This is a genomic window from Vibrio amylolyticus (assembly GCF_023145695.1).
Lineage (GTDB): Bacteria > Pseudomonadota > Gammaproteobacteria > Enterobacterales > Vibrionaceae > Vibrio > Vibrio amylolyticus.
Map to the genome: position 1 here is coordinate 83,354 of NZ_JAJHVV010000011.1, position 11,708 is coordinate 95,061.

Annotated in this window: 11 protein-coding genes; 4 read left to right on the forward strand and 7 right to left on the reverse strand. The window is 42.3% G+C overall.

What is annotated here, in order from left to right; all coding sequences use genetic code 11:
* Positions 1-14: 14 nt before the first annotated feature.
* Entirely contained in the window at positions 15-803 is a 789-nt protein-coding gene (locus tag KP803_RS16935; protein WP_248010045.1) for a sterol desaturase family protein, read from the reverse strand.
* Between the two features lie 97 nt (positions 804-900).
* Between KP803_RS16935 and KP803_RS16940 the strand changes: the two genes are divergently transcribed.
* Both KP803_RS16940 and nagK read left to right on the forward strand, forming a co-directional pair.
* Complete coding sequence (locus tag KP803_RS16940; RefSeq protein WP_248010046.1) at positions 901-1,653, forward strand: tRNA-uridine aminocarboxypropyltransferase; 753 nt, start codon at positions 901-903, stop codon at positions 1,651-1,653.
* A gap of 160 nt (positions 1,654-1,813) precedes the next feature.
* Positions 1,814-2,722 (forward strand): N-acetylglucosamine kinase, encoded by a 909-nt coding sequence (nagK, locus tag KP803_RS16945; RefSeq protein WP_248010047.1) that lies wholly within the window; start codon positions 1,814-1,816, stop codon positions 2,720-2,722.
* 80 nt (positions 2,723-2,802) lie between these two features.
* Here nagK and KP803_RS16950 read toward each other — a convergent pair whose 3' ends face one another.
* From KP803_RS16950 to KP803_RS16975, 6 genes are all read right to left on the reverse strand, one after another.
* Positions 2,803-3,066 (reverse strand): DUF2960 domain-containing protein, encoded by a 264-nt coding sequence (locus tag KP803_RS16950; RefSeq protein ID WP_248010048.1) that lies wholly within the window; start codon positions 3,064-3,066, stop codon positions 2,803-2,805.
* 93 nt (positions 3,067-3,159) lie between these two features.
* Entirely contained in the window at positions 3,160-4,971 is a 1,812-nt protein-coding gene (locus tag KP803_RS16955; RefSeq protein WP_248010049.1) for a bifunctional molybdopterin-guanine dinucleotide biosynthesis adaptor protein MobB/molybdopterin molybdotransferase MoeA, read from the reverse strand.
* Positions 4,968-5,555 carry a molybdenum cofactor guanylyltransferase MobA gene (mobA, locus tag KP803_RS16960; protein WP_248010050.1) on the reverse strand — a complete coding sequence of 196 codons (588 nt, stop codon included), beginning with the start codon at positions 5,553-5,555 and terminating at the stop codon, positions 4,968-4,970. Before mobA ends, KP803_RS16955 begins: the two co-directional genes overlap by 4 nt.
* The gene (locus KP803_RS16965) at positions 5,533-6,249 is read right to left on the reverse strand and encodes an energy-coupling factor ABC transporter ATP-binding protein (protein ID WP_248010051.1); all 717 of its coding nucleotides are present in this window, start codon (positions 6,247-6,249) and stop codon (positions 5,533-5,535) included. Before KP803_RS16965 ends, mobA begins: the two co-directional genes overlap by 23 nt.
* Positions 6,250-6,259: 10 nt before the next feature.
* Complete coding sequence (locus KP803_RS16970) at positions 6,260-6,958, reverse strand: ABC transporter permease (RefSeq protein WP_248010052.1); 699 nt, start codon at positions 6,956-6,958, stop codon at positions 6,260-6,262.
* 53 nt (positions 6,959-7,011) lie between these two features.
* The gene (locus KP803_RS16975; RefSeq protein ID WP_248010053.1) at positions 7,012-7,827 is read right to left on the reverse strand and encodes an ABC transporter substrate-binding protein; all 816 of its coding nucleotides are present in this window, start codon (positions 7,825-7,827) and stop codon (positions 7,012-7,014) included.
* A gap of 239 nt (positions 7,828-8,066) precedes the next feature.
* Here KP803_RS16975 and KP803_RS16980 point away from each other — a divergent pair, with 239 nt between their 5' ends.
* Both KP803_RS16980 and KP803_RS16985 read left to right on the forward strand, forming a co-directional pair.
* The gene (locus KP803_RS16980; protein ID WP_248010054.1) at positions 8,067-9,518 is read left to right on the forward strand and encodes a sigma-54-dependent transcriptional regulator; all 1,452 of its coding nucleotides are present in this window, start codon (positions 8,067-8,069) and stop codon (positions 9,516-9,518) included.
* A gap of 40 nt (positions 9,519-9,558) precedes the next feature.
* On the forward strand, positions 9,559-11,634 hold the full coding sequence (locus tag KP803_RS16985; RefSeq protein WP_248010154.1) for a sensor histidine kinase: 2,076 nt from the start codon (positions 9,559-9,561) through the stop codon (positions 11,632-11,634).
* Positions 11,635-11,708 lie beyond the last annotated feature (74 nt).

Here is an 11,708-nt window from a genome sequence, read left to right on the forward strand (position 1 = left end):
CACGCCGATAAGACTCAATCTTTTCGAAAAGGTTGAGTCAACATTCTATCTAGCCATTGCTCTCTAGAAGAGCGAAACTTTGGCAGTCCAATCGTCATCCCATCATGACCTTGCTTAGGTTGCTCGATATAGGTTCCGAAGATCTTATCCCAGACCGAAAGGAAAAAGCCAAAGTTAGAATGGGTCTCTTTCACCATGATTGAGTGATGAACCCTGTGCATATCGGGTGTCACGATGAGCATTCTTACTGCGGCATCAATCTTGGACGACAGCTTTCCATTACTGTGATTAAACATGGCGCTTACGTTAAGAAGCACTTCAAAAACAACAACGGCTATTGGGGGGATCCCTAATGCAATAACTATCGAAACTTTTATCAACATCGAAAGAAGTATCTCAATAGGGTGAAAGCGTGACCCAGTTGTTAGGTCTATATCTTGATCCGCATGGTGAACGCGATGCAGACGCCACAATATAGGAACCCTATGAAAAACAATATGCTGAATGTAAATGGCAAAATCTAGGAGTAAAACAGAAAAAACAATAGTGAGGACTGTTGGAGTGGAGAGATAGTGAAACAATCCAATGCCTTCATTCGTTGCATAAACCGCTGCTTGGTAAGCGACTATTGGAAGAAGTACTGATACCAAAACGCTTCCGAGTGAAATGATCGCGATATTATTTAACCAACGAACACTCTTATTTTGCGTCAGTTTTTTTTTAGGTAATAACCATTCCCACGTTGCACAAATTAAAAATGTACCGACAAAAAACAGTAAGCGGGTTAGCTCTGGATCGATCATTCTTTAAATACCCTTAAGACGCTAGGCGACAGTATGCTTTGATTCTCTTTGTACTGTAAGTACAATACCGTCAAGTTTCTAGTACAAAATAGATATCATGAGAATTCACGCTTTCCATCACCTATATAAACACCGCCAATCTCTGTCAACACGAGTGTTCAACGCAAGAGGAGCGAAAATATCCCGTTGTGAATATTGCCAAGTTGCTACCAAGCACTGCTTGTGCGGATACCAACCTGATATAGAAACGAATCTCGCCGCAATGTTGATTGTTTCTGAGAATGAGGTGTTTAAACCTAGCAATACCGGTAGGTTAATTGCTGACGTAGTCAAAGAAACAAGTGTGTACCAATGGAACCGTACAGAGCCAGAAGAAGCGATGCTAGCGAAATTAACCGATACTAACTATTACCCAATAATAGTGTTTCCAGAAGATTATGTAGACGACAAAACCCGTCTAATCTCTGAAAGGGTAGAAGAGTCTAGCCAGCTAACCACTCTACTAGGTGGTAAGACACCGCTATTGGTTTTTATTGATGGAAGCTGGCGTGAAGCAAGAAAAATTTTCAGACGATCCGAGTATTTAAATTCACTGCCTGTTTTTTCAATCAAACCAGAATCGGTCTCTCAATACTTAATGAGAAAGTCAGATAACGAAGATCATTTATCAACCGCAGAGGTCGCTTCATTGGTGCTGGCTAAGATGGATGAACCCAAAGCGGCAAAGACACTAGAGATGTGGTTTGAAACATTTAGAGAAAGTTACCTGCTAACTAAGACGAGATTAAAGCCAGATCTGACAAAGCCTGCATTGAAACGTTTCCTAGCACGAGAAAATTTCGAGAAGTAACTCTAATAAATGAATACAAGCAGGCTGAACAATGTACAGTTACATTGGTTGGCTAAATAAATAAGCCTTACATCACGGTTTGTAGGATGAGCTATGTGGATAATAGCAAAAGTTTAATTTTTGGCGCCTCGTTTAGGTGCTATTTTAAGGAGAGAATTGCATGTATTACGGCTTTGATGTGGGCGGCACTAAAATTGAATTTGGTGCTTTTGATCAGCAGTTGAATAGAGTCGCGACGGAACGAGTACCTACACCGACAGACGATTATCCACTATTAGTCGAAACTATTACTTCATTGGTAAAGAAATACGACCAACAATTCGAATGTGAAGGTAAGGTTGGATTGGGGCTTCCTGGTATGGAAGACGCTGATGATGGAACTGTACTAACCGTAAATGTTCCAGCTGCAAAAGGGAAACCATTGCGAGCGGATCTTGAAAAAAGCCTTGGTCGCAATGTTAAGATTGAAAACGATGCTAACTGTTTTGCTTTGTCTGAAGCATGGGATGACGAGCTAAAAAACGAGCCTAGTGTCATGGGACTTATTTTAGGGACTGGGTTTGGTGGTGGTCTAATTTACGACGGTAAAGCGTTTGGTGGAAGAAACAATGTCGCCGGTGAAATTGGCCATACTCGACTTCCTATTGATGCTTGGTTTCATCTAGGTGATAACGCACCGCTTCTTGGCTGTGGTTGTGGTAAAAAAGGGTGCTTGGATAGTTACCTATCAGGTCGAGGCTTTGAGTTACTCTATGATCACTATTACGGTGAAAAGAAAAAAGCAATTGAAATCATTCAAGCAAATGCTGACGGGGAAGCTAAGGCTGTTGAGCACGTTGACCGTTTCATGGAATTATTGGCTATCTGTTTTGCAAACATCTTCAGCGCGAATGACCCACATGTTGTGGCACTCGGTGGTGGTTTGTCAAACTTCGAACTCATCTATGAAGAGATGCCAAAGCGTATCCCTAAATATCTATTATCAGTAGCAAAATGTCCGAAAATCATTAAAGCGAAGCACGGCGACTCAGGCGGTGTTCGTGGAGCTGCCTTCCTAAATATCAAATAGTTAAGTACTATGCTCCAAATAAAATAGGCTTGCGATTGCAAGCCTATTTTTGTTTTTGGTATATCACCGATATTGCGTGACTATTTCTTTTTGCCTACACCTAAGTTTTCTTTAGGTTTCAGTGTGATCTTACCAAAACCTAACTTTTGAAAGTGGTTGTCGCGGTAGTTACGCACTGATTTAGTGTCCGAGATTGCTTCTATCTGCTGTTCCATTTTTAGAAACTCAGTCAGGTCAATGCCTTCAGCTTCAGCAACCGCCTCGTGAATATTGCGGTGCTTTTCATAAGAGAAAGTCAGTTCTTTATCTTCGCTTTTGTATGTATAGATGATGGTGCGTGCCATAATAATGCTCTCAAAAAAGGTCTGCTATACAGACCTTTCTATTTATTCGACAATGAATGTTAAACATTCAAGTTTGGGTCAATGTTAATTTAGCTAGATTCTGCCTTGTAGAGGTATAATTGTCACGCTTTCTCCTACTTTTACTGTATCAACAGCAGGAGAGACCTCGATCAAACAGTTTGCTTCACTCATAGAGCGTAAGATCCCAGAACCTTGTTTTCCTGTAGTTGCAACGACAAGCTGCCCAGACTGATTGACAGAATATACGCCACGGCTGAACTCGGTTCTACCAAGACGAGAACGTAACGGCTCCGAAGCTACGGCTGCAACTTTCAATGGTTTCCAATTTTCTTCCCCCTGCATTTTACGAATAGCAGGTTCAACAAAATTGATAAATGAAACCATAACTGCAACAGGATTCCCTGGAAGACCAAAGAATGGTTTGTTGCTTATGTTACCAAATGCAAGAGGGCGTCCAGGACGCATATTAATACGCCAAAAATCAATATTGCCCAGCTTTTCAAGCGCGAGTTTAATATAGTCCGCATCACCAACAGAAACGCCGCCAGAGGTAAGGATCAAATCAGCTTGCTCTGCAGACTTTTCCAGAGCCCGAGTCATGAGTTGTTCGTCATCTTCTAAAATACCGAAATCGATCACTTCACAGCCCAATCGTTCTAGTAACCCCATCAAGACAAATCGGTTGGAATCGTAAATCGTATTTGCTTTTTGTTCGCTCCCAGGCGCTTGTACTTCATCACCTGTTGAGAAAATAGCGACTCGAACGGGTTTCTTTACGTCACAGTGGGCAAAACCTAACGATGCCAACATGCCCATTTCAGGAGACTCTATTCGCGTTCCTTTTTTAAATACAGCTTGGCCTTCAGCAAGGTCTTCACCGGCCTGACGAACATTCTGGTTTGCTTTAATCGTTGCCCCTTTAAAAGTGACCATGTCACCTGACTCGGAAGCTTGTTCTCTCATGACAACCGTATCGCCAAAACATGGAGTCGGTGCGCCAGTCATAATTTTAACCGCTTCACCTTTGTTAAGTGGCTTATCATACGAATAACCCGCAAGCACTTCCGCGACAACGTTATACTCTGAGCGTGTTAAGTCATCACTTCGAATTGCAAAGCCATCCATTGCTGAATTGGTGTATTGCGGCACATGGATAGGTGAGGTGATGTCACGGGACAATACTCGACCGTAAGAGTGTTCAATAGGCGTGTTCTCTTCTAAATCAACCGCTGAGATTGAAGACAAAATCTTCTCTTGGCCTTGCTCAACAGAAAGAAAGGCAGGGGAGAGAATGTCACAACAAGAAGAGGCAGTTTTCAATGAGTCATTTGTGAGTTGCGCGGAAACACTGCTATTTGGAGATGAATTGAACTCACTGACATAATTTAGAATGAACTGACAAATACCATCCAAATCATTGATACTCATTTGAGGCAGTTGAGTATCCACTTGTGAATCAGCAGCAATCGCGATGATGTTTTCATCATGAGGGTACAACCAAGGTTTACTTAACTGTTCTCTGTGCAGTTCAACTTTTGGAAAGGCTATATTTTTACACCCTTCTACTAAGATGACATCAAGTTTACTGGAGTCAAACCTCGTGAGCAGGTAATCAAACTCAGCTTCACTCTCTGGCGTTTCAGTCATTAAAGCGTGGCGGTTTCTCGATGAGATTAACATCTGAGACGCGCCTGCTTTACGCAATCTATGGCTATCTTTACCTGGCTTGTCCACGTCAAAATCGTGATGCGCATGCTTAAGTACGCCCACTTTTAACCCAGCATTAACCAGTTTAGGAAGAAGTGCTTCAAGAAGCGTCGTTTTTCCTGTTCCCGAGTAGGCGGCAAACCCTAATAACGGTAAATGTGTCGAGGGCTTGTTCATAGCTGAAGGGCTCCAAATTGAGAAAGTTCTTCGGGTGTATTTAAGTTTAAAAAGCAGTTCGGCGAGTCACTAAAGTCAACATACTCGGTGTTGCACTCGTTATATAACAAAATGATTTTTCGGTCACCTCGCTGTAAAAAGGCTTCGAGCTTAGGAAGAATACGTGTATTCATAAGGGTGAATACAGGTTGTTTAAATACCCCATCATGGGCAACTAAGATATCAACATCGTCTGTAACTTTTTGGCTAAATCGAGCAACGAGATCACTATTAATAATCGGGCTATCACAAGGAACGAATCCAACCCAATCGGTCTGTGAAAAACTGAGACCTGCATGAATGCCGCCTAGAGGCCCAGGGAAACCAGTAAATTGGTCGGCGATAACAGGTGCAATACGCTCGTATATTCCATGATTTCGGTTTGCGTTGATTGTGATATTACTTGTTTGAGACGTTAATCGATCAAATACGTATTGTATTAGGGGCTTGCCATCAAGGTGTATCAATCCTTTGTCTTGGCCTCCCATACGGGTCGCTTGTCCGCCCGCTAAAATAACCCAACTAGTTTGTTCGGGTATTAACATAATGTTTCTCTTGTTCTATATCAGGGATAACCTGTAGGAGTGGCGACTCAACTAACGTTGAATCTTTAATCCACCACTGTTTTCGGCACAGTTGAGTGAGAGCATTAGCCTGGTGGCTGGTAATCACAAGACTTGAACCACGTTCGATCAAGTCTTTTGCCATAATGACCAAGCGTTGAATTGACTCTTGATCAAGTGACGCACTTGGTTCATCCATTAAAAGAATCGACGGCTTTATTATCCAAGCTCTCGCCATGGCAACTCGCTGTTTTTCTCCGCCAGATAATACTGAAATATGTTCATCAGCTAAAGTCTCTAAGCCAACCATTCTTAAGGCTGTGATAACTTGCGCACGTTTTTCTATGTTTGACTGTTGTTGGAAGCGAATACCATACGAGACATTCTGAAAAACCGTTCCGTCAAAAAGGTACGGGGTTTGATGTAAATAGATGACATCTTTGTGCCCAGTGCACAGAGATAAACGTTGTAGCCAATTTTTGTTAGGTGTGTTTATTTTGCCAGAACTTGGGTTCATTAGCCCCGCCAAAATCTTTAAAAGTGTCGTCTTCCCAACACCATTATCGCCCTTTAGATAGATCGCGTCGTTCGGACCAATGGACAGTTCTGGAATATGGAAAAGAACACGCTCTTTGAAACGCATAGAGAGATGCTGCGTTGTTATTTTTATAGTCATGCAACCTCGTTTATGTTCGTAAGTAGCCTTTGCCACGCATGCTTGAAAGCATAAAGTTTAAAAGTAGTGCAACGGTTAGTAGCACGATACCCAGTGCCACGCCTTGAGCAAACGCCCCTTTATGGCTTTCCATTGCAATCGCCGTTGGAATATTCCGAGTGAGCCCCATAATATTACCGCCGACCATCATAGAGCAGCCAACTTCCGTCACTATTCTAGAAAACGCCGCGACTATGGCTGCCATTAAAGGGAAGCGAAGTTCCCACACCATCGTCATTCCAACACGGTATAGTGGAACGCCTAGCGTCACCGACGTTTCAATTGCACGGCGATCGCTAGATTGTATTGCGCCGTACATCATTGAAACCAGTACAGGAAAGCAGATGAGTATTTGACCAACGATCATCGCTTTTTGTGTAAACAGCAACTGAAGGTCACCCAAAGGCCCGGACCGTGACAACATCATATAAAGCAACAATCCAATAACCACCGTTGGGATGGCTTGAAGCGTATTAATGATAGAGAGAAAGAACCATTTCCCCCAGAACTCATTATAAGCTAACACAAAAGAGAAGAGGACAGAGGGTATCAGCACCAATGAAATAGCCGAGAGCGATACACTGAATGATACCGCTACAATCTTCCACAACTCTTGATCAAACCCCAAAAGTAAGGAAAGTGCTTCTAGTGTGGTTTGCCACAAGCTCATGAATGTTTAACTCTCATAATGATCTATCTTTGATTTATCTCTTTAACGTGAGCTTATTCAGCATTAGCGACAAACAGTTGCTTACCATTCAGTCGGTAACTGTTTATCAAGACTTGCCCCTTATCATGATCAACTAACCAGTCACTGAATATCTTCGCGCCTTTTTGGTTGATACTAGGGTACCTTTCAGGGTTAACAAGTATCACTTGGTATGGGTTAAACAGCCCCTTATCTCCTTGGAATAACAACGACAAGTCGAGTTTATTGGTGTACGCCAACCATGTACCGCGATCGGTAATGGTGTAGCCCTGCATCTCAGAGGCCATATTGAGCGTTGGCCCCATACCTTGCCCAACAGAGCGGTAACCACCAAAGTTAGGTTCAATATTGGATTGCTGCCACAAACCCTTCTCTTTTTTATGCGTACCAGAATCATCACCACGAGAAATAAATATCGCATTTAATTGCGCAATTTTACTCAGTACTGAAGTGACATTGTCTGCTTGTTGGATTTTTGCAGGGTCTGCACTTGGACCGACAATAACAAAATCGTTATACATTAATTGTCGAGGTAGTACGCCAAAACCTTGGTCGACAAAACTAGCTTCTGCTTTCGGTGCATGGGTCATAACTAAATCAACATCACCATTTTCTCCCATTTTGAGAGATTTCCCTGTTCCAGCCGCAATGACATCAACCTTATAGCCTGTATCTTTTTCAAATTTGGGTAATAGATGATTAAGTAGCCCAGAATGATACGTACTGGTGGTCGTGGCCAAACGAATGTTAGGTAGGTTGTCACTTGCATTAGAAGTAACGCTGAATAAACCGAGAGAGAGTGCCACAAAGCCTGTGTGAACGACGTTCATAGTAATATTAATCCGTTAATTTATTTGTAAGTGTTATTAACCCTAGCCACCATAGAGCAAAAACAATGCCAAGAGTGTGGATTATTATAAGTGACTAAATTACTTGGCTCTAGCAGTAATTCTATAGGGTTAAGAAAGGAAATATCGTGGTTAAGGACAAAATGTCGCACATTAATCGATGTTACGATGAAAAAGGTTGGTACACTCTGTCTTAATCCTTCAATAACATTGAGATTTTCATGCCTGTTCAAAGTGATACCAACACAAACCTCAAATATGATGCCTTTTCAGTTTTAGTTGTCGACGATGAAATTGGAATGCAAACCATTTTAAAAAAAGCGCTGGGTAAATGGTTCTCAACGGTAGAGTGTACAGGCTGTATTGAAGACGCAGAAAAAATCAGAAAAAACGGACATTTTGATCTCATTATCCTAGATATTAATCTCCCCGGCCGATCCGGAATAGAGTGGGAAGAAGTCTTTAATGACAATGAAAAACGTTGTGATGTGATCTTTATGACTGGCTACGCCGATCTCGAAACGGCGATCAGCGCGCTAAAGCTGGGTGCAAGCGACTTTATATTAAAGCCTTTTAATTTAGACCAGATGCTTCAAGCCGTGACACGGTGTATGCAAAAAAGGTTAGCCGAGCGAATGCAGTACGCACTGCAGCGCGATGTATTACGTCACTGCACAACCGATATTATAGGCAGCTCTGCTCAAACCGCGTTATTAAAACAGTTGATCGTTCAATTCGCCCCTTCAAAAGCGTCGGTCTTAATAGAAGGAGAGTCCGGAACGGGGAAAGAACTGGTTGCTCGGGGTGTACATGAGGCTAGTGCGCGTAAAGGGCCTTTTATTCCAATCAACTGTGGTGCCATTGCACCTGATTTATTAGCGAGTGAGTTATTTGGTCATACATCAGGCGCGTTTACTGGCGCAAAAAAAAGTAAAGAAGGGCTATTTAGAGTCGCCAATGGAGGGACTCTATTTCTTGATGAAATCGGGGAAATGCCACTCACTATGCAAACTTCTTTACTGCGAGTCTTAGAGCAGAGAACCATTCGCCCTGTGGGAAGTGAACGCGAAATTAGCGTCGATGTTCGTATCGTAGCCGCCACGAATAGAGATCTGGAACAAGAGGTGAAAAACGGCGCTTTTCGTTCTGATCTTTATTACCGTCTTAACGTGTTGAAAGTAGCGGTACCCGCACTAAAAGAGCGAAAAGAAGATCTTAAAGAGCTAGTCCCGCATTTCACAAAAATGCTCACCAGTGAACTTGGGATGCCTTTCCCTGACTGGGCTCATGAGGATATTTCAGCGCTCAATGATCATGATTGGCCTGGTAATATTCGAGAACTTAAGAACCTTATCGAACGCTGCATATTATTGGGTAAACCTCCAGCGCACTATTGGCGAGAACTGAACGGTGAAACCATTGTTCCTCATGTTTCAATTCAAGTATCAACAGGAAACGAGTTACCTGAATTTACAGAATCTGGCGCCAATATGGGGCAGGGATACCCTGACTCCTGGTCTCTAAAACAAGTAGAACGCGCGCACATTGAAAAGATTGTCGAAATTCATGATGGGAATAAGTCCGCTGCTGCTCGTGATCTTGGTGTTGCGCGAAAGACTCTAGAAAGAAAGTACAAAGAGTGGTCACATGAGGAGAGTACTTATGCCCAATGACTTGGGTTTTTTATCTAAGTGGCGATTTCGATTCAAATCCATGGTGCGCTATCGACTACTGATTTTGTCGTCTGCACCCATTGTTTTGACGCTGCTCTCATTGATCGCGATTACGGTCTATTGGTCTATTCACTACACATGGAATTCCACCTTAATCGATGTTTCTGATCGTCTCGGTATTGCGAACAACAGTATTACTTTGTTGCAAACTAAGCAGGCCAAAGATATTGAGTCCCTCGCTGATTCTTATGACTTTAGAGTTAAATTGGACAAGGGTTTTACTTCCAATGAGACAACGCTTATTAACACGCTATCACAATGGGTATCGGAACAAAAAGAGCGTTATAAACTCGATTTTTTAGCCTTTTACCCAGTAGGTTCTAAACAATTTCAGGAGGTTAACCCGTTACGGATTTTATCGGCAAACACAGAATCCACCTATGGAACCAAGGGTGAATCACATTCGTTGAGACACAATCAATCAGTAACGTCGTTTGATAGGCTTTCGGTTTCTGAACTTGAAAGCTATAGCCAAGAATTAAAACAACGTGCTGAAGTTCCTCTGGTTCATGATTCGGGAGTACAAGGGGACGGCCTTGTTAGCCGTACGGTTCTTCCCATATTCGACACTAAGCAAATACTAATCGGATATTTAGATGGCGGAATACTGCTTAATAACAGCACAGTATTAGTCGATAAAATTAAAGATTTGATCTATCCCATTACTAATCACGATAGCCGTCGACCCGTTGGTACCGTCACCGTCTTTTTGGATGAATATCGTGTGAGTACAAACGTTCCTTTAAACAGTAGTGGTCAAAACACAGACCAACCCGCGACTCGCGCAATAGGGACGAAAGTCTCTAAGGAAGTTGAGAAAGCAGTTTTAATTGAAGGAAATCAATGGGTTGACCGCGCATTCGTATATGACGCTTGGTACATTACCGCTTACCAGCCGATTAAAGACAGTAATAATGATGTGATTGGCATGTTATATACCGGCTATCTTATTTGGCCGTTTGTGAAAGAGTACATGACCAATATTGTCGAAGTTAGCATTATGACAATACTCTTGTTACTCGGTTCAGGCTATGTAGTTTATCGAGGCTCAAGAGATCTCTTTCAGCCCATCGAACGAATACATAAAGTCGTCAAACACATGCAGCTAGGGAAAGATAAGAGAATTGGTAACCTTGGATTAGATGAAAAGCATGAGTTAGCTCAACTAGCGAGACAATTTGACAACATGCTTGATTCGCTTGAACAGCGAAAGGTGGAAATTGAACAATCCGCCGCTGAATTAGAGTTGAAAGTTCAAAAACGAACAGCAAGCCTTGAAGAGAAAACCGCGCAACTTGAGCATCATATTTCCTTATTGAACCAAACGAGAGATAAACTCGTCACCAATGAGAAACTCGCCGCTTTAGGCGAATTGACCGCTGGTATCGCCCATGAAATAAATAACCCAACGGCGGTTATACTGGGTAACGCGGAACTCATTAAATTTGAATTGGGTGACAACTCTTCTCAGATTAAAGAAGAGCTCAATGCAATTTTAGAACAAGTGGATCGTATTCGTAATATCACAAGAAGTCTGCTTCAATATAGCCGCCATGGTGGTATTCAAGATGAAATCACTTGGGAGCGAGTTAACCCGATAGTAGAAGAAAGTGTCACTTTGGTTAAAACGGGCTCAAAGAAAAAGCAGGTTAGATTTATTACCGATCTCAAAGCCAAAACTGCCGTTGCTGTCAATCGACATCAGTTTTTGCAGGTCTTAGTCAACCTTCAGATGAATGCCATCTATGCAATGGAAGGCGAGGGTGACTTGAAGATTTCTACTGATGATTGGTATGAAGGTGAAGAGCTAAAAGGCGCGGTCATTCATGTGGAAGACCAAGGATGCGGTATAAGCCAAGAACAAATCAAACGCGTTTTTGACCCATTCTATACCACCAAACGTGACGGAACAGGGCTTGGGTTATCAGTCTCTCAGAGCATTCTAAGCCAGTCAGGTGGTGAGATAAAAGTCTCTTCAGAGCTAGGGAAAGGCAGCCTGTTTAGCATCTATTTGTTAAAGAAGACTGAGCATATTCCATCGGTTTGTATTGTGTAAATGTAAGTCTATTTCTAATAACGTCATGAAAAAAAAGGAAGCACTCGTAATGATGCTTCCTTTTTTTGTTCGTA